Origin of the sequence: Desulfurella amilsii (assembly GCF_002119425.1) — a bacterium.
Taxonomy (GTDB): Bacteria; Campylobacterota_A; Desulfurellia; order Desulfurellales; family Desulfurellaceae; genus Desulfurella; species Desulfurella amilsii.
The window spans coordinates 146,173-170,583 of record NZ_MDSU01000018.1; the positions used below are offsets into that span (position 1 = coordinate 146,173).

Consider the following 24,411-nt stretch of genomic DNA (forward strand, 5'->3'; position numbering starts at 1 on the left):
TTATTATTATGAGAATAACTAATTCTATGCTTTTTAATAACTTTCTAGCAAATTTGGATAATATCAATACTCAGCTTTACAATACACAAACTCAAATGGCAACAGGCAAAAGTATCAACAATCTATCAGATAACCCAACAGCACTATCACAAGTAATGTCAATACAAAATATACAAGATCGTTTTACCCAATACACATCAAATATTAATTATGCAAATTCTACTCTCTCAGCTCAAGATACGGCAACGAAAGATATCAGCAGCGTATTGCAAAATGCTGGCTCTTTGGTGGTGCAGGCAGCAAACGCTACAAACGATACGGCAAGCAACACTGCTATTGCACAGCAGCTTGCAGCCGTAGAATCAGAAATAAAAAATGGCGCAAACACCATGTTTGGCGGTAATTACCTATTTAGCGGTTTTTTAACAAATACAGCACCTGTGCAAAACATCACGCAGCAGGCGGTTATCACATCATCAAATAATAATTTCCAAATAACCACATCAAAAAGTTTTAGCGACCTGAATCAACTGAAAAGCGGGGCATATTCAATTAGTATTGATAACAGTGGAAATCTTACAATCAAGCAAAATGGGAATCCAGTTCCTATAAGCTCAGACGGCGTTGATAGAAGTTTTGCTGGCGGCAATACACTATCCACATCTGTAAATGTCGCAAATATTATAAATAATGGCGGCGGTTGGTTTGATACAGGAAGAGGTGTTAAGATTTACATACCTGCAAATGGTAGTAGTGCAACATTTAATTACACGCAGGGTGGCAATAATGTATATGCTGGCGATAGCAACAACCTTTCTATTGCCTACTCAGATGGTCTAACTACGCCCATTACGATAAACGCTCAAGATATGCTCTACCAGCAACACAAAATACTGCAGTCAAACAACCAGCTTTTAAATTCTTCCAATAACCCAGCAACAGCTCAAACATTACTAACAGACCTGCATCTATCTAATGCTTTGGGTAATGTATCCTTGCAAACAGGCCAAACTATTTCGATTACAGGCACAGACCATGATGGCAATGTAGTATCTGGCAGCGGTTTTACTGTATCAGCTAACGCAACAGTTTCTCAATTATTAAATTACATAACAAATCTTAAAACAAAAGAAGTTTTGCAAAACAATAAGGTTTTAACACTCCAAGACGGCTTGCTCGCAACAAGCGCAACAACACTCAATAGTATTGTTGGGGTAAATAGCTCTATTACTATTTCTTTAGCAAATACAAACTCGAATATAAGCACAACGTTTAGTGCTGGCTCTACTATCGCAAATGTTTTGTCGTTTTTTAAAAATCAAGGCTACAGCGCGACTATTTCACATGGTTTAATCCAAATCCAAGATAACTCAACAGGTTCAAATAATCTTAATGTATCAATAAAAACACAAGCAAATGGTATTCCAGTTTTTGGCCTTTTTACACCTATAAGCGATGGTGCAGGCGAGGGGTTTAACAGTTCTGTAGTATCTGCAACTATGGATAATGGCCATATCGTTATACAAGACTTGCGCGGCGGTGCGAGCAAGCTAAATTTATCTATCAATGTTTTAGATAGCAACAATAAAAATAGTAATAACATCTTTGGCGTTTTCAACACAATTGCGCAAGGAGGCGGCATTAATATTTTTGACTCATTCGATAATGCCCAGGCAGCTGTATTAGGTCAAAGTGTCAATCAAATTTCAAAAGCCACGGGTTTTAGCGGCGGCTCTACGCTAACACCAACAGTTTCTGGCTACTATACGGGAAATAATTCCGATCAATGGACATTTACAGTAACAAGTACTGCTTCAGGCGGATCTACATCAAGTATCGCAAATCTAAGTTCTGTTGGTAATTCAGCTGCAATAACAATCACAAACTCTAGTGGCGTTAGTCTTGGAACAATAGATATTTCCGTAAACAGTCATGGTCGATTTAACATATCTGTGCTTGACTCAAGCGGAAACATTACTTCAACAATACTTTCAGCTGCTAATTTAAGCAATATTAAATTACCAGATGGATTAACGCTTAACCTTTCAAAAGCAGGTGTAACTCCAATATTAAAAGACGGTGATTCGTTTTCTGTTACACTTACCAATATGCTTCAGCAGTCTATTACAAATATACAAAATTCTCTGTCTCAAGTGGATGCAAACCGTTCTGTAATCGGTGCATATGAGCAGCGCATGCAACTTGCCCAAACGCGCATAAACAATACGTCGCTATCAAACTCACAAACACTTTCAAATCTTCAAGATGCAAACTACGCTCAAGTAATTAGCAATTACGAACAAGAGATCACAATTATGCAGGCTTTAATGCAGAGCTTTGCAAAAGTAAATCAATTAAGTTTGTTTAATTATATATAAAAACCTCTAACGCGACATAATTAATCAGCTATAGCAAGATTTGTTTTCAAGATTGTTGTTTTTGAAGGTTGGTGCGCCTGTAGGGATTCGAACCCCCAACCGACGGATCCATACTTCTTTGAACCATACTTATCACTTCATGAACTATACTACAAAGTGAAATGCGCAAAAAAAGCCACAGAAATTCTAGACTACGGCTACCAAAAAGCTATCGAATACCTAAAAGACAGTGAAGGCAACCAGCCAAAAAAGGCTAAGGTGGGGCTTTAGGGAAAATAGACATATAATTACCTAACTTTCCCCATCTTTTTATGCACCACATAAAAAATTCTTTATTATAAGCATTTTTTACTTGATATTTTACCTTTGTAGTGTATATAGCATACACTAGTCTTTTGTAAGAAAAATAAAAAAGAAAGATGCGGTTTATCTTGCCGAAGTTGAAAATTACCGCGAAGGCAAAAAAGTAAAACAGAAGGTAATAAGATATATAGGCAAAGAGGTAGAAGGAGAAGTTGTAAGAAGGGTGGATTCAAAATCAATAGAGATAGAATCCGTAAAACAATATCTGGATTACAAAATACTTCATTTGATATCCAATGAGATGGGATTAACGGAAGTTTTGGGAAAATATGCGAAATATATCCTACTTTTAGTTTATACGCAGATTATTTCCCGCAAATCTATTTACAGGCTCCCTGAATATATTGAGCAAACAACTTTAAAAGAACTGTTGGGCCTCGTGCAACTCAAAAATACAAAGGTATATGCAACTGATTTTGATTTTATGGAAGGTAAACTAATTGCAGTTTATAATCCAGAGATAGAACTTATCAAAAGAAACCACGCTATAGAATCCGGCAGATTCGATTCCGATAAAGCAAGGTATATGGGTTACTCCAAAAGAAGGCTTTAGTTGGTCTAAAATCGTTACGTTTACTAAAGAACAGCAGGTAATTTTAAAACATTTAGGTTGTAGTGTATAAAAAAAGGGTGGAAGTTAGGTAATATATACAATAGAACTTCTTTAAATTTTTCCAAATTTCTTTGAGGAACATTTATTCTCATGTCTATTTCTTCTCTAAAATTTTTTCTAAAACCATAACGCAACTTCTTTACTATATAAAACAAAGCTTAAATATAATTTACAAATCTAAAATTGTTATAATACTTTTTGGCAATAAGTCAATTAATCATAAGTGAAAAAAAGTGTCAATTTTTTTGGGGGGCAAAAATAGTATAAAAACAATATTTTTTAAGGTATTCATAAATTAAGTTTTTAAGTGTTGGTTTTTAATAGCGACTACGCAAAAAAATTTTTCTACAATAAAGAAAAATATTCTTCCAGCTTTAGATATTTTCGTTTCTCGAAGTTCAATATTCTCAGGTTAAGCTGTCCTCTTTTGTCAACTCAAAAATTTCTAATTTTTTATTCCTGATTTACGCTGCTTCCTCTATACCAGTCTTATAAACACTCATAGCTGTTTTATAGCATAGGATTGCATGAGGTCTTTTGTAATTGTAAAAGCTAACATATTCTTCTATACCATCTCTAACCTCCTTAATCAATATTTTTGTGTATTTAGCTGTTTTTGCAATTATCTAATTGCGTTAATGTTCTATTAATGTAGCGTGAGTATAGTCCTCTTTAAGATTTAAAAATGGAGGTGTGTTATGAAAAACACAAAAAAACTAACGGCTTTAGGAGGACTTTTACTTACGACTTCGGCAGCAGGCATTGCAACGGCAAGCAATCAACTAAACGGCTCTATCAAAATCATGCATGATAACGAGGCAAACTATGCTGACCTTGCAAGTCTCACAATTGATCAGGCAGTGGCAAGCGCACTGAAGGCTCAGCCCGGAGTATTAAAATGAAAATTCTTCATTTAGACACACAAAAAGGTTTTCGCGGTGGCGAGCAGCAGTTAATATACCTCGCACTTGGCTTAAGGGAACTTGGTGTAGACTCTATAATAGCCTGCTGTGATGAGCTATCCAAAAAAGCGCGCACACTGGGCTTTGAGACCATAGATTCAAAAAACTTCTACAAACTCCTAAATGCAGCAAGAAAATGCGATATTTTACATGCTCATGCCTCAAATGCCCACACTTTGGGTGTTGTCTTAAAATTACTCACAAAAAAGCCGCTTGTTTATACAAGAAGGGTAGATTACAAGCAAAAAAAGACTTCAAAAATAAAGTACATGCTAACAGATAAAGCTGTGAGTGTTTCTAATGCTGTTAAACAGGTTCTGTATATAAATTATCGCACCTTCACTGAAGTTATCTATGACGTTGTAGACTTTAGTCTGCTTAATCAAGTTGACCCTCAAAAAGTAGAAGCTATTAAAAAAAAGTATAAATACCCAATAATTGGCAATATAGGGGCGCTTACTGAACAAAAAGACCACAAAACCTTAATTGATGCAGCAAGTCTGCTTGATAAAACATACACCTTTTTAATATTGGGCAAAGGGGAACTCAAAGAAGAACTAGAAAATTACGCAAAACAAAAAGGTGTTGATAATGTAGTATTTTTAGGCTTTAGGCAAGACATACAAAACTACTTGGCTGCATTTGACTTGTTTGTAATTTCATCGCAGAATGAAGGTTTATGCTCAAGTATACTGCAGGCTTTTTTATTTAAAATACCAACTGTTGCTACAGATGCAGGCGGTATTATTGAGCTTATTGGCAACAACCAAAGAGGCTTAATTGTGCCGATAAAAGACGCTAAAGGGCTTGCTCTTGCAATAGATAAACTAATTTCAAATACTGAGCTTTCAAAAAAACTAGTAAATGAGGCCTATGAGTTTGCAAAAGACTTTAACTACAAAATAATGTCTCAAAAATATTTAGATATATACAAAAAACATGCATTCATGAGAGTATAATATTCTTTGTGTAAACCTGTTTTCAGCTGCTCCCCTTTATCAAGTTAAAAATTGGGTTTGTCAAGTTTTTTGTGTAAACCTGCTTTTTACCTTCGTTTCCTTATTTTTTTTATATGGGGCCTTCGAAACACGATCAGAACCATCTGATCTATGGTCTGCAAAAACTGTAGTACCTTTATTATCTGTATAAATCTCTGTATTTTTGCCTTTGTATGAACTTCCACCTTTCTTAGTGTCAACAATGGTTGAGTCTTTTTAACTCTTTTGTGTTTTCTTAGATAGCAGTTTAGCTAACTTAGCTAACATTGATTCTTGCATAGTGTAAACCTACATAAAAAAAGTGTTTTTTGTTTACTCTCACTTTTTCTTGCTTGTTTTGTCAAGTGCAATATTGAAATGCACCAAAATGCAATCTAAAAATGCGCCACTAATGGCATTTTACGAAAGATTGCGCTGTAAACTAAAAAAATATATATTAAAAATCCTATCAGATAAGAATTTGTTAGATGCTTAGTTATTGACATGTTATTTTATAAGCCATTAAAAGCGATGTTTATGGTTGTCAATGTTGATTAAATTTGTATAGTATTATACTGTAAACACCTATGAGTGTTTATAAGACTGGTATAGAGGAAGCAGCGTAAACGGGGAACAAGAAATTAGAAATTTTTGAGTTGGTAAAAAAGGGACAGCTTAGTCTAATAGCTTTTTAGCCTAATATTTACTGTCTTACGCTTAAAAACTCAATTACCTGAAATCCTTCTAAAGGCTAGCTATGAATCTACTGGCTAGGTATTGCTACGCAAGTATCCACGCCTTATATAGTTAGAACAATTTCTTAAGTCACACAACACAAAAAATTGACAATTGACTTTTATTAAAATATAGTCATTTTTTGTGAGAAGAATACATGGAGGAGGTTTTATGTTTAATTGGTACTTTAGGGCTAATTTGCCACTAAGGGTGCTTATTGGTTTGGTGCTTGGGGTATTTGCAGGTCTTATATTGAAAGACAAAGTAATTTATTTAAAACCGTTTGGTGAGTTATTTGTAAGGCTTTTAAAGATGATTATTGTGCCTGTGATTATATTAACACTTATTTCTGGTGCGTCAAACATTGAGCCTTCAAGATTGGGGAAAATCGGCATTAAGGTTTTTATTTATTATTTCATTGCTCTAGCTTTTGCAACAACTATAGGTTTACTCGCTGGAAATATTTTCGCTCCTGGTGCTGGTTTAAATCTTCAAGGGACTCACCCTATAACATTAAAGCATCTTCAAGCACCATCGATTATTGATGTCTTGCTTAACATTGTGCCCACAAATTTTATTGAAGCTATGGCTAAAGGTGATATATTGCCAATAGTATTCTTTAGTTTATTGTTTGGTATCGCCTTGGCTTTTATTAGGGATAGTAAGAATGAAAAGCTTAAAGCATCAGCAGAAGTTTTGTTTCAAATACTCCATAGTTCCACAGAAGTAATTTTTAAAATGATAAGGTGGATATTAGAATATGCACCAATAGGTGTTTTTGCATTAATGGCTTATACAATTGGAACGGTAGGTCCAAAAGCCGTAGGGCCACTTGCTTATGTAGTTTTGGTGGTATATATAGCACTAATATTCCAAATTATTATTTTTTATGGTGGTACACTAAGCTTACTTAAGGTGAATTTTTGGAAATTTTTAAAAAAAGCTCAAGAACCATTTTTAATGGCATTTACCACAAGGAGCTCAGATGCTACACTACCTGTTACCATTGCTACAGCTCAAGAAAAAATGGGTATATCTGAAGCTGTTAGTGCTTTTACACTACCGCTTGGCGCAAAATTTAATATGGATGGTACAACTTTATATGAAGGCGTATGCGCTTTATTTGTAGCACAAGCTATAGGCCTTCACCTAACCTTAGCTCAACAATTGATAGTTATATTAACAGCAATTTTGGCCTCAATTGGCACAGCTGGCGTACCTGCTGCTGGTGCTATTATGCTATTATTAGTACTAAACTCAGTAGGTTTAAAAGTAGAACCCGGAAAACCAGAAACACTCGCCTATGCAATGATTTTTGGCATCGATGCGTTGCTTGATATGGCAAGAACCGCAACAAACGTCCTTGGAGATTTAACTGCCACTACATTTGTAGCAAAGCTTGAACATGAAATAGATATGTCAAAGTGGAGTTAAAAATGAAGACTGTGGGCATTATTGGCGGTATGGGGCCACTTGCAACAATAGACTTATACACTAAAATTATTAAATATACTAATGCTAAAACAGACCAGGAAAATTTACATGTAGTAATTGATAGTTATCCGCAAATCCCAGATAGAACTAAATATTTAAAAGGCGAAGGCGAAAATCCTCTGCCTTATCTTTTGGAATCAGCAAAGAATTTAAAAAAAGGGTTTAATGTTGATGTATATTGTATGCCATGTAACACTGCCCATTACTTTATTGATGAGCTAAGAAAAAATATCGATGCACCTTTTGTCAGTATAATAGAGTCTGTTTTTGAAGAGACAAAACAATATAACTTTAAAAAGTTAGGAATTTTGGCAACTGATGGAACATTGCTAGGAAGAGTTTACCATGATTTTTTCGAAAAAAACGGTATAAAGATTGAAAATTTTGATGAAAAAACACAAAGCTTAATCATGAAAGCTATATATGATGTGAAAGCTAATTCAGTAAACTTTGGCGCAAAGGTATTTAATGAAGCTTTAGAGAATATAACAAAAAATAATTTTGATTTATTGATAGCTGCTTGCACAGAAATACCGATTTTATTACCTTATAAACAATATGATATACAAATAATTGATGCAACGGATTGCTTAGCTAAAAACGTAGTAAAATTTTGTAAGGAGTAAATATGCTTGTTTGTAATGCTTGTGGTAAAAAGTATCCCTTAAGTGAACCCATATGGCACTGTGAGTGTGGTGGAGTATTAGACATAGAGTTTAAATCGGAATTAAATTTTGATATTATCAAAAAAAGGCCACCAAATATGTGGCGATATAGACAAGCAATACCCATTGATAACGATCATAACATTGTGTCATTTAATGAAGGATTTACCCCAATTGTAAATTATTCAGTTAATCAGAAAGAAATTTTTTTAAAGCTCGATTACTTATTCCCTACCGGTTCCTACAAAGATAGGGGGGCGAGCATACTTATTAGCAAAGCAAATGAGCTTGGCATAAAGAAAGTTATCGAAGATTCTTCCGGTAATGCAGGCTGCGCAATAGCTGCTTATTGCGCAAAAGCAAAGATTGAGTGTGAAATATACGTTCCAAAAGATACTTCACTAGCAAAACTAACACAAGTTAAAGCCTACGGTGCAAAACTAAATATAATAGAAGGTAATCGTCTACAAACAGCTCAAAAGGCGCTTGAGGATGCAAATAGCGTTTATTATGCAAGCCATACTTACAATCCATTTTTTTATCAAGGTACAAAAACACTAGCTTTTGAAATTTTTGAACAATTGGATTTTTCAGTACCAGACTATTTGTTTATACCAACAGGTAATGGCACGTTATTTATAGGTGCTTATTTAGGTTTTACTGATTTGGCAGACAATGGATATATAGATAAATTACCCAAATTAATTGCAATCCAATCTCAAAATTGCGCACCTATTTTTAAACAATACAAAGAAAATCTAAAAACATCACAAAGAGTTACAGAGTTGCATACACTTGCAGAGGGTATAGCTATAAATGAGCCTCTCCGTGCAAATCAAATAATAGATATCGTTAAAAAAACGCATGGAGATATTTTAACTGTAAATGAGCAGGAAATCAAAGATGCTTTAATTAAGCTTTCTTTGGATGGTTTTTATGTTGAACCAACATCAGCAAGCAGTTTGGCGGGTTTTTTAAAATATAAACCTACTACTAAAAGCTTAGTTGTGCTAACTGGTTTTGGTCTAAAGTCGAATGAAAAAATACAACATATCGTCGAAAACTATTAAATATTACTTTCAACTTTATTTAAGTAATCTTTTGCGATTAAAGTATCTTATTGTGGATAATTTCTTTGTTACTCCAACCCCACTTAACAAATTTTACACAAGAAATCAATTAGTAGAAAGCGGGGATTGATGTTATGCTTGATTTTGACACGAGAAGATTTTTTGATGTATTGGAGTTTTGCTTTTGGAGTACATTTTGTGTGTCTCAATTAAGAATAGGAAGCTAAACACATAGGCTAATAAAACACCTATGAGGGCTTATAAGACTAACATGAAGGAAGCGAACGTAAATGGAAAACAAGGAATTAGAAATTTTTGACCTGGCAAAGGTGTACATGTATTTTAAAGCTATTTGTGTACCAAAAATCCATTTGATAAAGTGGACCCATTTGTCAAGACAAAAAATAGCATTTTTAAAGTTACAGTTTTGAGTCTTTGTTTTAGTTATTTCTACCAAAATATACCTCTGCCGGTGTCTTATTACCAAGAGACTGATGTGGTCTTTCCTGGTTATAAAAGCTCATATAGTTACTGATACCCTGTCTTGCTTCCCGAACACTCTGATAATCCTTAATGTACACCTCCTCGTATTTTAATGTCCTCCACAATCTCTCTGTGAAAATATTATCTGTAACCCTCCCTTTAAATTGTGACCCCTGATCAGAATTGAAGATATCCGGCATTCCTATAACAAATGCCTTCTCTAAAGCACTTATGCAGAAATCTACCTCAAAAACGCTTGATAGTTCCCAGGATACTACGTATCTGCTAAACCAATCCATGATGGCCACCAAATATATCCATCCCTTGCTTAATCTGATATAGGTTATATCAGTGCCCCAGGCCTGATTGCTTCTTATTGATCTCAATATCCCTGAGCAGATAGTGGTATATCTTGTTGTCTGGATGTGGTTTGCTCAGATTGGGCTTTGGATAAATGGCTTCAATCCCCATCGGTCTCATCAGCCTCTGCACCCTTTTCCTGTTTACTAAGTAACCACTTTTGTTCAATGATACCGTCATCCTCCTGGAACCATAAAAAGGTGCTTCGTGTATTGCTCATCTATGAATTGCATGAGCTTTAAGTCGTAAAGATCAACAACAGGGCTCATAATACACTGTCGATCTGGCTATGCCCAAAAGTTCTGCCTGTCTGGTTATCGTTATAGATTTGTTTGCGTGGTCAATGAGCAATTTCTTCTCCTTAGATGTTAATTCCAGATTTTTTAAGCCAGTCAAGCTCGACCTTTAGTTGCCCAATCTGTCGGTAAAGCTCTTCTATAAGCTCATCCTTATCCTGTTCTGCCTTTTGCCTTTTCCATATAAATAACTCTGTAAGGCCATTGCTTGCTATGGCCTTACAATTCCTTGTTTGCCCAGGATGAACCTTAATATACAATATTTTTATAAAAACTCAAGTCTTTCTTCCAATTCCTTATTTGCCCAGGATGAACCTGATACTGACTTGCCAATTCAGATGTGGTCTTTTCTTCCTTTATTGCCTCTAATGCTACTTTTGCCTTAAAAGCCTGGGGATAGTTTGCCCTCATTTTCTTCATGGACATCCTTCTTTTTGGCTTCAACTGTAACTTAACATACTGTCCGATTTTCTGGATCCATTATATGATACACAAAAATCATTTAAGCAATATTACTCTTATACGTAATATCAAATATTTTTAACATATAACGCAAGATCGATTTTGTAGAAACTTGACAAACATTTATTCAAGGATTATTTTATAAAAAGTGGAAATAGAAAGCAAAAATAAACTTTTATTAGAACTTAATAATGCTCTTATTAGTAAATATGATCCAAAAGTATTCTCTAACACACTTGCTGAAATAATAAAAACAAAAGTTGCACACTATGATCGATTTAGCATTACTATACTAGACCCTGAAGACACTTGTGTTAATTATTTCAATAGCCCCTATGGTATAGAAATTCCTGAAATTGATCAAAATAAGCGAAATTTAATGCAAGCGTCTCTTTCGCAATATGTTATTAAAAACAAAAGACCTTTAATAATCTATGATTTACTCAAATATTCTAATTGGCCGTCCGTTCCGCCAATGATAAAAAAAGGTCTTAAATCCGCAATTTCAATCCCTCTTATACATAGAGAAGCCCCTTTGGGTAGTATGCATATCTATTTTAAAAATGCCCCATCAAATATCGATGAAATTTCTAATTTTCTTGTTGTATTTTCTAAACAACTCGCTCTCTTGATAGATAATATTATAATACACGCCAAAGACCAAGAAAAAATTGATTTTCTAAGTAAACAGAATATTTATTTACAAAACAAAGAGCAACAAATGTATAAAATGAATAAATTTTACTTCACAAGCAAAAAAATGCGTGATATTTTAAATTTTGTTAATAAAATAGCGATTCTAGATGTACCTGTCTTAATCACAGGAGAGACCGGGACAGGCAAAGACTTTTTAGCCCGGATTATACACTATGATAGCTTGAGAAAAAATGGAATGTTCGTGAAAATTAGCTGCCCCGCAATACCTCAAAACCTTTTTGAAAGCGAATTATTTGGACACAATAAAGGTGCGTTCACAAACGCAACTTCTCAAAAAGTTGGACAGATTGAACTAGCGAACAATGGAACATTGTTTTTCGATGAAATTGGAGATATGCCTTTTACTCTACAATCTAAGTTATTAGAGGTTTTGCAGGAAAAAATTATACATAGAATAGGAGATAATAGAACAATAAGAGTAAACTTCAGATTGATATCGGCCACAAATTCAGATTTAGAAGAAAAGATTCGCAGAAATGAATTTAGGTCTGATCTTTATTATCGTATTAATGTATTTAATATCAATATACCGCCATTAAGAGAAAGAATTGAAGATATACCAATTTTAGTGGACAATATATCATTAGAATATTCAAAAATATTTAATTGTAAACCTCCAAAATTTACTGAATCGGCAATCAAACTTCTTCAGGAGTACAATTGGCCTGGCAATATTAGGGAATTAGAAAGCTTTATTTCTAAAGTCATTGTTATTCATTCTGGAAACAAAGTATCATCCAATGAAATAAAAAGCCTTTTTTCTAACAATGACAAGTTTTTTGAAAAGGGCAATATTACTCTAAAAGAATTAGAGAAGAACTATCTTTTAGATATTTTACAAAAAAATAATTACAACATAAGCAAATCTGCAAAAATACTAAATATACCGAGAACTACACTGCAATATAAAATAAATAAACATAAAATTTTCTTACCAAATCAGAATTAATATAATTTTACTGCCGAATTTTAGTCATAATAACTAAAATTCGGCAGTAAAATTAAACCTAGAAATTAGCTAAATGCTGTATATTAAGCAATTATTAATAAAGAACAGATTTTGCTTATTAAATTAGCAGTTTATTAAAATAAGGAGGTACTATGAGTGAAGTAAGGTTTCTAATCCACGGTTCAGCTGATAATGTCGGCGTTGCCACAGCTGATATTAAGGCAGAGGAAGATGTAGTTGGTTTGTACATGGATTCGCAAAAAACAGTAGAATTAAAAGCAGAAGAAGAAATTCCCCTTGGGCACAAAATAGCTTTATGCGACGTTAATGTAGGAGATAGTATAATAAAATACGGGCACGATATAGGCAAGGTGGTTGTACCTATAAAAAAAGGTGACCACGTTCACATTCATAACTTAAAAACAAGGAGGTGGTAAGCAATGGAATTAGAGAGAATATTCGCTTATAGAAGGGAAAATGGGAGAGTTGGAATAAGAAATCATGTAGTAGCTTTGTCTTTGGATGATATTTCTAATGCCGCCTGCGAAGCCGTTGCGGCAAACATTAATGGAGTATTAGCTCTGCCTCATGCTTATGGAAGACTGCAATTTGGCAAAGATTTAGAGTTGTTTTTTAGGACAATTATTGGGATTGGTTCAAATCCAAATGTGGCGGCCGCAGTTGTTATTGGAATTGAGCCAGATTGGACCAATAAAGTTGTAGAAGCTATAGCGAAAACCGGAAAACCTGTATCGGGTTTCAGTATAGAGCGCAAAGGACAATTAAAAGCAGTTGAAGAAGCAAGCAGGCAAGCAATGAAGTATGTTGTATGGGCAAGCGGCTTAAAAAAAGAGGAGGTTGATTTAAAAGATATATGGGTATCCGTGAAATGCGGCGAGTCAGATACAACTTCTGGCCTAGCTTCCAATCCCACCGTAGGCAACGTAATTGATAGGCTCACAGAGATAGGAGGAACTTGTTCGTTTGGCGAAACAAGTGAAATAACAGGGGCAGAAGAAGTATGTAAACAACGTGCAATTTCTCCCGAAGTTGGAGAAAAATTCATGGCTGTTTGGAAAGAGTATAATGACCTTATAAATACAAACAAAACAGATGATTTATCCGGTTCTCAACCTACGAAAGGCAATATTCGAGGCGGTCTTACAACCATTGAGGAAAAAGCCTTTGGAAATCTTCAGAAGATAGGCAAAAAAGCTAAGTATGCTGGGGTATTGGACTATGCGGAAAGTCCTAATGGTCCCGGTTTGTGGTTTATGAATACTTCATCAGCTGCAGCAGAAGCGGTAACGTTATGGGCAGCAGCTGGATTTGTAGTACATTTATTCCCTACCGGCCAGGGAAATATTGTAGGAAATCCAATCGAGCCTGTTATAAAACTTTCCGCAAACCCGCTAACGTGTGCAACTATGAGCGAACATATAGACTATGATTGTTCACAAATTCTCAAAGGGAAGCTAACCATAGAGGAGTCGGGAGAAAGGTTACTTAATATTATGGTGCAAGTATGCAATGGTCAGGTGACCGCTGCAGAATGTTTAAATCATAGAGAATTTATATTAACCAAACTATACCCAAGTGCTTAAAAAGGAGGCGTACTTATGCTTAATAAATTAAGTAAGGCTCTTGTTGCTTTTGTGGTAACCATTATAGGTCTTTTCTTTTTTAGTTTGAGCGCTTACGCGAGCAACTTTCCTTCACGTCCAATAACATACATAATTCCATTTAATCCGGGAGGGCAATCAGACATTCAAGCAAGACTTCAGCAATCTTACTTAAAGCAAGTGTTGCATGTACCTATTGTTGTGACGTATGAACCTGGTGGTGGAGGGGCCCTTGGCTGGAGCAATTTAGTGCACGGAGCGACAAATGGCTATACTATAGCAGGTATAAATCTCCCGCATATTATATTACAGCCGCTTGTTAGGGGAAAAAGCGCAGGATATAAAACAGACCAAATATTACCATTAGCATTTTTTCAAAGGACACCGATAGGATTGGCGGTTTTAAAAACAAGTCCTTTTAAAACATTAAAACAGTTAGTGAAATATGCTAAAGCGCATCCTGGAGCTGTAACTATAAGCGGAGTTGGAAAGTGGACGGGACATTATATGACTTACCTTGAATTCGAAAAAGCTGCAGGCATAAAGCTCACTTATATTCCATCAACTGGCGACTCTGAAACAGTAACTAACCTTTTGGGTGGCTCAACTCAAGTTGCGTTTTTTAATTCAAATGATTTTATATCTTATAGAAGTAAGCTAAGGGTATTAGCTATGGCTTCTTCTAAGAGGTTGAGTTTTCTTCCAAATGTACCGACGTTTAAGGAACAGGGCTATAATATAGTAGAATCCATCGATAGGGGCGTTGGTGTAAAAAATGGAACACCAAGCGCAATTGTAAACACACTAGAAAAGGCTTTTATGGAAGTTATGCATAATAAAGACACAATTGAAAAGATGAAGGCGGAAGGATTCGAACCCATTTTTATGAATATGCAACAATCAGAACAACATGTAAAAGAATTGAAAGCAAAATATGAATTACTGTTAAAGCAATTGGGCATTCATTTTAAAGGATAAGATATGGAACATATAATTAGTATTTTCGAATCGCTTTTAACATTTCAAAATATTTTGTTTATCATTGTTGGAGTGGCAGGTGGAGCGTTAATAAGCTCCCTGCCCGGTTTAACTGCAACCATGACTTTAGCTTTGATAATCCCTTTTACATTTTCAATGAATGCTACTACTAGCCTCCTTTTGTTGGGTGGTTTGTATGTAGGTGCAATCTATGGTAGCGCTATTCCTGCTATATTAATTAACACACCTGGCAATCCATCGGGAATAGCAACTACTTTTGATGGTTATCCGTTGAATAAAAAAGGAGAAACCGAAAAAGCTTTAATGGCATCCGGTGTTGGATCAAGCACCGGTGGAATTATTGGCGCGATAGCATTACTTTTTTTAGCACCACTGCTTGCAAGTGTAGCTTTAAGCTTCGGCCCTCCACAGCTCTTCTGGATTACTGTGTTTGCTTTGACAATCATAGGAACATTAACTTCACAGTCACAGCTAAGAGGGTTTATTGGTGGAGCAATTGGAGTATTGATTGGTTGCGTAGGGGTAGCCCCTATTGGGGGAGATGTTAGATATACATTTGGAATGTGGCAACTGCAAGGAGGAATAGAGCTTGTTTCAGCACTTATCGGTTTATTTGCCATTCCACAGGTTTTGGAAATGGTTAAAGAAGAAAAGGTTAGGATAGGTAAAGTTGTTTCTTATAAACATAAAAAAGGTGTATTAAAAGAAGTTATAAAATATGCACTAAAAAAACCTTATTTAATGATCAGATCTGCTTTAATCGGCATAATAATAGGAATTAAACCAGGTGCTGGTGGCAATATTGCAGGTATTATATCTTATAATGAAGCAGTTAGGTGGTCAAAAGAACCTGAAAAATTTGGTACAGGTGTTTTAGATGGAGTTTTAGCGCCTGATACTGCCACTGGTTCAGAGGTCGGTGGTTCTCTTATACCACTCTTGGCTTTGGGAATTCCTAGCGCACCACCTACAGCAGTACTAATTGGTGCCCTCCTAAGCCATGGAATGATACCAGGTCCAGAGTTATTTAAAAAATATAGCGATATAGTATACCCGTTTTTATTTGGTTTTTTGATAGCTAACATTGCTTTACTTTTTCTTGCCATATATCTACCGCGCATAAGCAGTAAATTAGTGAATATTCCACGTTACTTTTTAATCCCCACGATTGTTTTTTTGTGTGTTGTTGGTTCATATAGTATTCGAAACTCAATATTTGATGTTTATATTATGGTTATAATAGGTTTGCTTGGGTATCTTTTAAAGAAATTTGATATTACGGCAGGCCCACTAGTGCTTGGTTTGATATTAGGACCTATTATGGAAAAAGCCTTAATTCAATCAATGCTTCTTGTTAAATCAGGAGAGTCAATCGGAGAAGTCTTTTTTGGCAATGCAATCTCAATCGCTCTAGTCATGTTATGTATTCTCGCTTTAATCTGGCCTTTTATTTCTAAAAAGCACTCTTTAAGTATAGAGGAAAAATGATGATAAGAGATGTTGCATTTGCTATATTGCTTATTTTTGTATCTGTAATAGGTTACGTAAAAGTTGAAAATTTATCTTTTACTAGTTCTTTCTTCCCAGAAATGGTATGTGTTGTTTTAGCAACTTTAGTTTTTATTGATATTATGTTAAGGATAGTTAAAAGAGTTATTAAGAAACAAAGTATCAAGAAAAAAAAATTGTTTATAGATCTTTTTGCTGATAAGGCTGGTGTTGCTATTATTTTAATATTGCTTTACATTGTAATATTAAAAGATTTGGGTTTTATCGCCTCAAGTGTTCTATTCATTGGATTATTGTCATTGTATATTAAAAAAGCTTCCAAAATATTTGATGTTTTGAAAATTTTTATTTTTTCTTTTCTTGTAACGTTATTTTTCTATTTTATATTTTACCATCTTTTTAATATTCAACTTCCAAGAGGTATAATATCGTGATAGCCAATGTTTAAGGAGGATAGCATTATGATGGAAATTAAAATTATTGGTTTAGATGCAAAAGCCGTTAGCGTACCTTTAATTAAAACAAATCCTGAACAAAAATGGAGGGAAAGCTGGAGTAATCAACTAATTTTATTGATTAAAACAAATACAAAAATAACTGGTGTGGGAGAAGTATTCATTCATGCTTCGTCGCAGAAGCCCTACATTGAATTAGTAAAAACTTTATCAAATTTAATAATTGGAATGGATCCAACCAATATAAATCTTGTCATAGATACTTTAGAAAAAATGACATACGCTTCCGGAAGGAGCGGTATAACTTCTGCTGTTATAGCCGGAATAGATACAGCATTGCATGATATTATTGCAAAATCAATGAATATTCCTCTATATAAATTACTAGGTGGAAAAAGGCGCGATGCAGTCAGAGCGTATGCAAGTTTTTCAAGATATAATAATATTAAAGAAGTAATAGAAATCGTAAAATTCGCACTGAGTCAAGGGTTTAAAGACATCAAATTGCATCAAGGAGGAGTTTCTGTATACGAGTATGTTAAATCAATAAGAGATGAATTAGGATATGACTTTAACTTAATGTTGGATTTGAATTGCAGCTTATCGTTAAGAGACGCATTGTTAGTACTCCCAAAATTAGAAAAATATTCAATTAGTTGGATTGAAGAGCCAACTTGGCCACCGGAAAATTTAGATATTCTCAAAGAGTTGTCAAATAGCACAAACATACCTATTGCAGCCGGAGAGAATTTCTACTGTCCTTATGATTATTTAAAGCTAATAGAGATAGCAAAAGTAAAAATTATTCAACCTGACATCGCAAAAGTCGGTTTAAGTAGAATTAAAAAAATCATAACTCTGGCTGAAACAACTGGCTGTATAGTTATGTTACATTGCAGACCTCAATCGTTATGGTCTACAATTTTGGCTTCAATACATGTTGGCGTTACAATGCCATGGGAAAATATGATAGAGGCTTCGCCGACAATGCCTTACCAAGAACCGTTTATAGAAAATATAAAATTTAATAATGGCATGTTGTCCCCAACAGATGTCCCTGGAATAGGCATAAGAGATGAAAAGTGGTTCGATAGTTTTCCTCCTATCGAAGGCAATTTACCGAAATTTATAGATTAAATGGCAAAAGGGTTGTTAAAATGAACATGCAAAATACTATAAAATGGGAAAAAAAATTAAATAAGAAAAAGAAAAAAAAGAAAAAAAAGAACAATAATTTTTTTGTGTACTTTAGAAAAATACAAAAAGATAAAGCACCGGGATCAGAAGTTTTAGATGCATTGTACTTTTATTTATGTAATGGATATTTTATAACTTAAATTATGACTGAGTACTGCGAATATAAAATTCGGGTTTGCCAACTTTCTTGTGTAAGCCTGCATTTTTTAGCAGTATTTTCTAAAAATCTCCAATAAATATTTTTTTATTTTACACACTTTGGAGGCTTACACAAAGAAAATTACACTCCCTCTTTTAGTCTGCATTATACACAGTATAAATTAAACTTGACTTTATATAATATATATTATATATTGCATTTATTGAAGTTTTTCAAACAATGAATTAGTTTTTTAAAGGAAATTAATTAATTGTTGCTTTATTTAAAATTAATAATGAAAAATATTTTTGAGCAAAAACATAGTGGTCCTCTTGTCCCTTCATAGATAAATTATACAATAAAAAAACGTAGGAGGTTGTATGAGTGAAAATATAGGCAAAGATGCTATCGGGAAAGTGAGAAAGTACTTATTACCCTATATGTTTTTTCTTTATATTCTAAACTTCGTAGATAGAGTCAATGTAGGGTTCGCAGCCTTAAAAATGAATAAAGATTTAGGTATGAGTGCTGAACAGTTTGGTTTGGCGGCAGGTATTTTTTTATTGGCTACTTAATTTTTCAAGTGCCAAGTAATCTAATATTAAACAAAATTGGGGCACGCATATGGATAGGTGTTGTACTTGTTTTATGGGGATTAATTGCTACTCTAACAGGCTTTGTTAAAACACCCGACCAACTTTATTTGATTCGTTTTTTACTAGGACTTGTAGAAGCTGGATTTTTCCCAGGCGTTATTTTGTATTTAACCTTCTGGTTTCCTCAAAGAGAGTTAGCGCAAGCGGTTGCTTTGTTTATGACAGCATTAGCTATATCAAGCGTTATTGGCTCTCCAATATCTGGCATAATATTAGATCATGTAAGTTGGGGTGGATTAGAAAGCTGGAGGTGGTTATTTAATTTATATTAGAGGGCCTTCCAGCAGTTCTTTTTGGAGTTATAACTTATATTATACTGCCAAATAAGCCAAAAGAAGCGAAATTTCTTACTGAGGAAGAAAAAAATTGGCTAATAAACAAAATATCTGTTGAACAGGAAGCAAAAGCAAAACAAGAAAAAATATCTATCGGAGAAGCAATGAAAAACGGAAAGACATGGCTATTAGCTTTTATTTATTTTTTCGGACCAGTTGCAGGACTCTTTGCTGCTAGCTTTTGGATGCCAACAATAATCAAGAGTTTGTCAAAAGGATATAGCGCAGAAACAGTAGGTTTTCTTGCTATGATACCCTGGTTATTTGCAGCGATCATGATGGTAATAGTAGGTAAATCGGCCGACAAAAAAGCTGAGTGGCGATATCATTCACAAATACCTGTTTTGATAGGCGCTATTGCTGTGTTCTTGCTCCTTTTCGTTAAAGCACCATTTATATCCATTGTATTGTTATCTTTTATAACAGCAGGAGCGCTTAGTGCTTTTGGGCCATTTTGGGCTTTACCAAACAAATTTTTGACCGGTGCTGCTGCAGCAGCAGGAATAGCGTTAATCAATGCAGTTGGAAATTTAGGTGGATTTGCAGCACCTTATATAATCGGGTTTATTAAAACAGCTACAGGTAGCATGCACTATGGTCTTATTGCACTTGGAGTAATGATGTTGATTGATGTTGCTTTATTAGCTCTTTTACCTAAAAGAATTACTAGGGGTGATATTGAAGTTTAACGAGGTATGTTTATGTAAATTATAGATCAAATCTGTGTAGTTTAAAAAATAGGTGAGGAAATGATGGAAAAGTTTAAGATTGCAGTTATACCGGGTGATGGTATAGGTCAAGAGGTAGTACCTGCAGGGATAAAGGTTCTTAATAAAACAGCGGAAGTTTTTGGTAACTTTGCTTTTAAATTTGAAGAATTTGAATGGAATTGTGAATATTATATAAAAAATGGAAAAATGATGCCGGATGATGGGATTGAGATATTAAAGAATTACGATTCAATATTTTTAGGTGCAGTAGGTCACCCAAAAGTACCAGACCACGTTTCATTATGGGGATTGCTCTTACCCATAAGAAGGAAATTTGAGGAGTATGCAAATGTCCGACCTGTTAAATTATTTGAAGGCATCAAATCTCCCCTTTGTAATAAAAAGCCAGAGAATATTGACTTTGTTGTTGTTAGAGAAAACAACGAAGGAGAGTATTCTGATATGGGTGGCAGAATATATCAGCATTCTGACAGGGAGATTGTTATTCAAGAATCTGTGTTTACTAAATATGGTGTTGAACGTATAATAAAATATGCTTTTGAGTATGCAAAAATGCATGGTAGAAAAAAGGTAACATCTGCAACTAAGTCTAATGGAATTAACTTTACAATGCCATTTTGGGATGAAATTTTCCTTGAAACTAGCAAAGCTTATCCTGATATTGAAACGAGCAAATTCCATATTGATGCTTTAGTTGCAAAGTTTGTGACTAATCCAGAATACTTTGATGTAGTTGTTGGAAGTAATCTTTTCGGAGATATATTGTCAGATTTGGGACCTGCTATAGCAGGCAGCTTAGGTATCGCTCCGTCAGCTAACTTAAATCCCGATAAGAAATTTCCATCAATGTTTGAGCCAGTACATGGTTCAGCACCAGATATAGCAGGAAAAGGTATAGCAAATCCTATAGGTCAAATTTGGAGTGGATCGTTAATGCTTGAACATTTTGGATTCAAAGAAGCTGCTTCAATAATAGTAAAGGCCATAGAAAAAACCATTAAAGATGGTATTTGCACTCCAGACCTTGGTGGTAAATACAAAACAAATGATGTAACGGAAAGTATTTGCAATAAAATTGAATGACTGAAAAATAAATTTGTTTATTATTTTTAAGGAGGGAAATTATATGAGTTTATCGTATGTTTCTCCAAACGATACAGTCTTTACGGTTAGAAACGTTCAGGTAAAATTTGGTGAAGGCGTTGCAAGTGAAGTGGGCTATGAGACAAAAAGGATGGGTGCAAAAAAAGTTCTTATAGTAACGGATAAAAATATAAGCAAAAGCACAGATATACTGTCTACAATAAAAGACAGTCTGGAAAAATCGGGCGTAGGCTTTGATGTGTTTGACTCCTCGCCTGTCGAGCCTATAGATACTGCTTTTATGAAAGGCTTAGAATCAATTAAAGGCAGTACTTACGATGGTTTTATTGGTGTAGGCGGTGGCTCATCTATAGATACAGCCAAAATGCTTAATCTATACACTACCTACCCAACGCAAGACTTTAAAGACTATGTGGCGCCACCAACAGGACTTGGAAAAACCATACCAGGACCACTAAAACCTCTTATTGCTATCCCTACGACAGCAGGCACAGGCAGTGAAAATACGCCTGTTGCTATAGTGGATCTAGAAAAAGAAAAGTTAAAGGTAGGTATATCCCATCAATACTTGCTGCCAAGCCTTGCTTTACTTGACCCTGTTTTAACTGTAACACTATCTAGTTATTACACTGCTTCTACCGGCATGGATGCACTGCTGCACTCTATAGAAGCCTATACAAGTCTGCCGTTTTATGCAAGAAAAAGACCAGACTCGCCCGATAAAAGGCCAGTCTATATTGGTGCAAACCCAGTATCGGATTTGTTTGTAGAAAAAAGCATTGAGCTTGTTGGAAAGTACCTAAGGAGAGCTTGCCATAACCCCTATGATCTAGAAGCAAGGACCAATATGCTCTTGGCTGCTCATTTGGGTGGTGCATTTGGGACCGAAAAAAGGGGACAGGACCGGAAAAAGGGGGAAAAAGGGGACAGGCTACTTTATTCTATCTTCTATTTCTTTTTTGGTCTTACATTTCGCTTTATGGTTGATTCCAAGCCAAATACTTTTTTGATTCTTGCTTGCCATTTTTTACCTATATAACTAGCCTGTCCCCTTTTTTCTGTCATAAATCCTTTATATGTCATAAAACATCCCGTTTGTTCGCTTCTACTAATGTTGGATCTACAAGAAGGGTATACTCCGTATTCTTATCAAGCATTAGGGCTTTTTTGTTAATTTTATCTATTACCTGATTAAATCCGTTAAGTCCTGTTTTGTCGTATCTTCTTAGCCAGTCTCCGTATGAAGATGCGCTTGGTATTCTAAACTTTAACAAGTTCATTAGCGCATTATCATTTTTTATCTCTCTTAAATCTTCTATATGTCTTACCCTTTGCGTACAACACCAACATTAAAGGTATCATATAAGAAGAAAGTTTATAATCTCTGTTAGAGCCGGGATAAAGCATATACTTATCAATTAAAAAATCTATATTTAACGGAAATTTATAGGGTCAAACAGATTGTTGACAAAAGCACAAAAAAAATCATAAAAAAACTTGAAAAATTATTTTGTGAAGCGTAATATCTCTTCTAATGTAAGCTTAAATTATAAAACACCTATGAGTATTTATAAGGCTGGCATAAAGGAAGCAAGTGTAAATTGGGATAATAAAGAATTTAATTTGAGAAAAGAATACACCTTAAAAATATGGACATCATAAATCAACAATAGGAGTTAAGTTATGACAAAATATAACAAGGTTACACCAGATTTAGCAGACACATTGACACAAATATGTGGTGAAAAAAATGTCATTTATGAAAATAAAGAAGAATTATCTAGTTATTCTTATGACGAAGCAGGTAAATTGTTTGCACGTATGCCAGAGATTGTTGTAAAACCACAAAATACAGGGCAAGTTTCAAAAATAATGAAACTAGCCAACGAAAATCTTATACCAGTAACCCCAAGGGCAGCTGGCAGCGGAGTAGCAGGCGCTACAATTCCACTTGAAGGTGGGATAGTTTTATCTGTTGAAAAGATGAATAAAATCTTGGAAATAAACAAAATTGATCGCGTTGCTGTAGTTGAGCCAGCAGTTGTTACGAATGAGTTATGCGAAAGAGTTTTAGAAGAAGGGCTTTTCTATGCAGGTTATCCTATGAGTGTAGAAATGAGTTTTATTGGTGGGAATGTAGCTACAAACGCTGGGGGAGATAAAGTTATTAAGTACGGTAATACAAGAAAGCATGTTCTAGGTTTGGAAGTGGTACTAGCAAACGGCGGTATTTTAAATTTAGGCGGTAGGATTAGAAAACAAACTTGGGGATATGATTTGATGGATTTGATGATTGGCTCTGAAGGAACTTTAGGTATATTTACAAAGATAATTTTAAACTTACTACCCGCTCCGGGCAAAACTGTAACATTGCTGGTACCATTTGACAATATTGAAAAAACTACAGAAGCTGTATCCAATATTATACTGGCTATAAAAAAGCTTCCTTTAACTGTGGAATTTATGGATAAAATCTCAGTTGAACTATCTTCAAAGTATTTAAAAACAACTATACCTTTCCAAGATAAGGCTGAAGCCTATTTAATAATTGAAGTTGATGGGGATTCTCAGCAAGAACTGGAAGACACATACCAGAAAGCAGGGGAGGCTTGTCTAAAAAATGGCGCACTAGATGTATTCATAGGAGATGATAGAAAATCAGCAGAAAGTATCTGGAGAGTAAGGATGGTGTTTGCCGAAGCCCTAAGGCTAGTGGATCCTTATGTTTCTTTAAGTGGTGATGTGGTTGTCCCCCCTTCAAAGGTAACTGAATTAATGGAAAAGACCATAAAAATCGCTAACAAGCATAAAGTTAGGGTTGCAATTGCAGCTCATATTGCTGATGGAAACTTACATCCTGAACTCTTTAAGCCAGATTACGTTTCATTAGAAGACTGGCCAGAACTTGCAGAAAAGATTTATGTTGAAATAACACAAGAGGCAATAAAACTTGGAGGAGTTGGAAGTGGAGAGCATGGAGTAGGTTTTCTAAAAAGGGATATCTTTCTAAACACTAAACCACAAATAGAACTTGATATTATGAGAGGAATAAAAAATTTATTTGACCCAAATAATATTTTAAACCCAGGGAAAATTATTTAGCAAGGGAGTATAATATTCTTTATGTAAACCTCCAATGT

At 34.7% G+C, this 24,411-nt stretch carries 23 protein-coding genes and 1 pseudogene; 21 read left to right on the forward strand and 3 right to left on the reverse strand.

The genetic code is table 11. The features are described from left to right. Positions 1-8 precede the first annotated feature (8 nt). Positions 9-2,378 carry a flagellar hook-associated protein FlgL gene (gene flgL, locus DESAMIL20_RS04165; RefSeq protein WP_086033560.1) on the forward strand — a complete coding sequence of 790 codons (2,370 nt, stop codon included), beginning with the start codon at positions 9-11 and terminating at the stop codon, positions 2,376-2,378. A 526-nt stretch (positions 2,379-2,904) separates the two neighbouring features. Next, positions 2,905-3,294, forward strand: a complete 390-nt coding sequence (locus tag DESAMIL20_RS04170) for a hypothetical protein (protein ID WP_086033561.1) — start codon at positions 2,905-2,907, stop codon at positions 3,292-3,294. 524 nt (positions 3,295-3,818) lie between these two features. Here the strand turns inward: DESAMIL20_RS04170 and DESAMIL20_RS10765 are convergent. Continuing rightward, entirely contained in the window at positions 3,819-3,947 is a 129-nt protein-coding gene (locus DESAMIL20_RS10765) for a transposase (RefSeq protein WP_143340244.1), read from the reverse strand. 105 nt (positions 3,948-4,052) lie between these two features. On the opposite strand from DESAMIL20_RS10765, the gene DESAMIL20_RS04175 reads away from it, so the two are divergent. The 5 genes from DESAMIL20_RS04175 (at position 4,053) to DESAMIL20_RS04195 (ending at position 9,257) form a co-directional block, all read left to right on the forward strand. Continuing rightward, positions 4,053-4,256 carry a hypothetical protein gene (locus tag DESAMIL20_RS04175; protein WP_204218560.1) on the forward strand — a complete coding sequence of 68 codons (204 nt, stop codon included), beginning with the start codon at positions 4,053-4,055 and terminating at the stop codon, positions 4,254-4,256. Beyond that, a complete protein-coding gene (locus tag DESAMIL20_RS04180) occupies positions 4,253-5,275 on the forward strand; it encodes a glycosyltransferase family 4 protein (RefSeq protein ID WP_086033562.1) in 1,023 nt (340 codons plus the stop codon). The genes DESAMIL20_RS04175 and DESAMIL20_RS04180 overlap by 4 nt, the downstream gene beginning before the upstream one ends. A gap of 924 nt (positions 5,276-6,199) precedes the next feature. Continuing rightward, positions 6,200-7,462 (forward strand): dicarboxylate/amino acid:cation symporter, encoded by a 1,263-nt coding sequence (locus DESAMIL20_RS04185; RefSeq protein WP_086033563.1) that lies wholly within the window; start codon positions 6,200-6,202, stop codon positions 7,460-7,462. Positions 7,463-7,464: 2 nt separating this feature from the next. Next, positions 7,465-8,148, forward strand: a complete 684-nt coding sequence (cuyB, locus tag DESAMIL20_RS04190) for a cysteate racemase (RefSeq protein ID WP_086033564.1) — start codon at positions 7,465-7,467, stop codon at positions 8,146-8,148. A gap of 2 nt (positions 8,149-8,150) precedes the next feature. Beyond that, positions 8,151-9,257 (forward strand): threonine synthase, encoded by a 1,107-nt coding sequence (locus DESAMIL20_RS04195; protein ID WP_086033565.1) that lies wholly within the window; start codon positions 8,151-8,153, stop codon positions 9,255-9,257. 440 nt (positions 9,258-9,697) lie between these two features. Here DESAMIL20_RS04195 and DESAMIL20_RS04200 read toward each other — a convergent pair. Next, positions 9,698-10,816, reverse strand: a pseudogene (locus DESAMIL20_RS04200) (IS3 family transposase). Positions 10,817-11,006: 190 nt separating this feature from the next. On the opposite strand from DESAMIL20_RS04200, the gene DESAMIL20_RS04205 reads away from it, so the two are divergent. From DESAMIL20_RS04205 to DESAMIL20_RS04265, 12 genes are all read left to right on the forward strand, one after another. Beyond that, entirely contained in the window at positions 11,007-12,524 is a 1,518-nt protein-coding gene (locus DESAMIL20_RS04205; RefSeq protein WP_086033566.1) for a sigma-54-dependent Fis family transcriptional regulator, read from the forward strand. Between the two features lie 152 nt (positions 12,525-12,676). Continuing rightward, positions 12,677-12,961 carry a UxaA family hydrolase gene (locus DESAMIL20_RS04210; RefSeq protein WP_086033567.1) on the forward strand — a complete coding sequence of 95 codons (285 nt, stop codon included), beginning with the start codon at positions 12,677-12,679 and terminating at the stop codon, positions 12,959-12,961. A 3-nt stretch (positions 12,962-12,964) separates the two neighbouring features. Continuing rightward, entirely contained in the window at positions 12,965-14,128 is a 1,164-nt protein-coding gene (locus DESAMIL20_RS04215; protein WP_086033568.1) for a UxaA family hydrolase, read from the forward strand. A 15-nt stretch (positions 14,129-14,143) separates the two neighbouring features. Further along, positions 14,144-15,124, forward strand: a complete 981-nt coding sequence (locus DESAMIL20_RS04220) for a tripartite tricarboxylate transporter substrate binding protein (protein ID WP_086033569.1) — start codon at positions 14,144-14,146, stop codon at positions 15,122-15,124. Between the two features lie 3 nt (positions 15,125-15,127). Continuing rightward, complete coding sequence (locus DESAMIL20_RS04225) at positions 15,128-16,633, forward strand: tripartite tricarboxylate transporter permease (RefSeq protein WP_086033570.1); 1,506 nt, start codon at positions 15,128-15,130, stop codon at positions 16,631-16,633. Beyond that, complete coding sequence (locus DESAMIL20_RS04230) at positions 16,630-17,088, forward strand: tripartite tricarboxylate transporter TctB family protein (RefSeq protein ID WP_086033571.1); 459 nt, start codon at positions 16,630-16,632, stop codon at positions 17,086-17,088. Before DESAMIL20_RS04225 ends, DESAMIL20_RS04230 begins: the two co-directional genes overlap by 4 nt. A gap of 27 nt (positions 17,089-17,115) precedes the next feature. Further along, complete coding sequence (locus DESAMIL20_RS04235; RefSeq protein ID WP_158090513.1) at positions 17,116-18,246, forward strand: mandelate racemase/muconate lactonizing enzyme family protein; 1,131 nt, start codon at positions 17,116-17,118, stop codon at positions 18,244-18,246. Positions 18,247-18,825: 579 nt separating this feature from the next. Beyond that, positions 18,826-19,020: a hypothetical protein gene (locus DESAMIL20_RS04245; RefSeq protein WP_086033574.1), complete on the forward strand. Its 195-nt coding sequence runs from the start codon at positions 18,826-18,828 to the stop codon at positions 19,018-19,020. 8 nt (positions 19,021-19,028) lie between these two features. Next, the gene (locus DESAMIL20_RS10770) at positions 19,029-19,373 is read left to right on the forward strand and encodes an MFS transporter (RefSeq protein WP_158090514.1); all 345 of its coding nucleotides are present in this window, start codon (positions 19,029-19,031) and stop codon (positions 19,371-19,373) included. A gap of 44 nt (positions 19,374-19,417) precedes the next feature. After that, complete coding sequence (locus tag DESAMIL20_RS04255) at positions 19,418-20,125, forward strand: MFS transporter (RefSeq protein WP_338032064.1); 708 nt, start codon at positions 19,418-19,420, stop codon at positions 20,123-20,125. Between the two features lie 63 nt (positions 20,126-20,188). Continuing rightward, on the forward strand, positions 20,189-21,250 hold the full coding sequence (locus tag DESAMIL20_RS04260; RefSeq protein ID WP_086033577.1) for a tartrate dehydrogenase: 1,062 nt from the start codon (positions 20,189-20,191) through the stop codon (positions 21,248-21,250). A gap of 43 nt (positions 21,251-21,293) precedes the next feature. After that, positions 21,294-22,310 carry a hydroxyacid-oxoacid transhydrogenase gene (locus DESAMIL20_RS04265; protein WP_086033578.1) on the forward strand — a complete coding sequence of 339 codons (1,017 nt, stop codon included), beginning with the start codon at positions 21,294-21,296 and terminating at the stop codon, positions 22,308-22,310. A 40-nt stretch (positions 22,311-22,350) separates the two neighbouring features. Here DESAMIL20_RS04265 and DESAMIL20_RS04270 read toward each other — a convergent pair whose 3' ends face one another. Continuing rightward, positions 22,351-22,551, reverse strand: coding sequence for a hypothetical protein (locus DESAMIL20_RS04270; protein WP_086033579.1), 201 nt, complete (start codon positions 22,549-22,551; stop codon positions 22,351-22,353). Between the two features lie 232 nt (positions 22,552-22,783). On the opposite strand from DESAMIL20_RS04270, the gene DESAMIL20_RS10470 reads away from it, so the two are divergent. Next, positions 22,784-22,933 (forward strand): hypothetical protein, encoded by a 150-nt coding sequence (locus DESAMIL20_RS10470; RefSeq protein WP_158090515.1) that lies wholly within the window; start codon positions 22,784-22,786, stop codon positions 22,931-22,933. Between the two features lie 21 nt (positions 22,934-22,954). Beyond that, on the forward strand, positions 22,955-24,373 hold the full coding sequence (locus DESAMIL20_RS04275; protein WP_086033580.1) for an FAD-binding oxidoreductase: 1,419 nt from the start codon (positions 22,955-22,957) through the stop codon (positions 24,371-24,373). The last annotated feature ends 38 nt before the right edge of the window (positions 24,374-24,411 follow it).